Raw genomic sequence first — 695 nt, forward strand, 5'->3', positions numbered from 1 at the left:
CTGGTTGAAATGGAAGTTCGTGAACTTCTGTCTCAGTACGATTTCCCGGGCGACGACACTCCGATCGTTCGCGGTTCCGCTCTGAAAGCGCTGGAAGGCGACGCAGACTGGGAAGCGAAAATCATCGAACTGGCTGGCTACCTGGATTCTTACATCCCGGAACCAGAGCGTGCGATTGACAAGCCGTTCCTGCTGCCGATCGAAGACGTATTCTCCATCTCCGGTCGTGGTACCGTTGTTACCGGTCGTGTAGAGCGCGGTATCATCAAAGTTGGCGAAGAAGTTGAAATCGTTGGTATCAAAGAGACTGCGAAGTCTACCTGTACTGGCGTTGAAATGTTCCGCAAACTGCTGGACGAAGGCCGTGCTGGTGAGAACGTTGGTGTTCTGCTGCGTGGTATCAAACGTGAAGAAATCGAACGTGGTCAGGTACTGGCTAAGCCGGGTTCTATCAAGCCGCACACCAAGTTCGAATCTGAAGTGTACATTCTGTCCAAAGACGAAGGCGGCCGTCATACTCCGTTCTTCAAAGGCTACCGTCCGCAGTTCTACTTCCGTACAACTGACGTGACTGGCACCATCGAACTGCCGGAAGGCGTAGAGATGGTAATGCCGGGCGACAACATCAAAATGGTTGTTACCCTGATCCACCCGATCGCGATGGACGACGGTCTGCGTTTCGCAATCCGTGAAGG

Annotated in this window: 1 protein-coding gene; it reads left to right on the top strand. The window is 53.2% G+C overall.

Features of this window, described 5'->3' with window-relative positions; translation table 11 throughout:
* On the top strand, positions 1–695 hold a 695-nt coding region (locus tag ACESQ2_RS28415; protein ID WP_373171597.1), incomplete at both ends, for an EF-Tu/IF-2/RF-3 family GTPase.

It is taken from the genome of Klebsiella sp. Q11, from assembly GCF_964241505.1.
Taxonomy (GTDB): domain Bacteria; phylum Pseudomonadota; class Gammaproteobacteria; order Enterobacterales; family Enterobacteriaceae; genus Klebsiella; species Klebsiella michiganensis.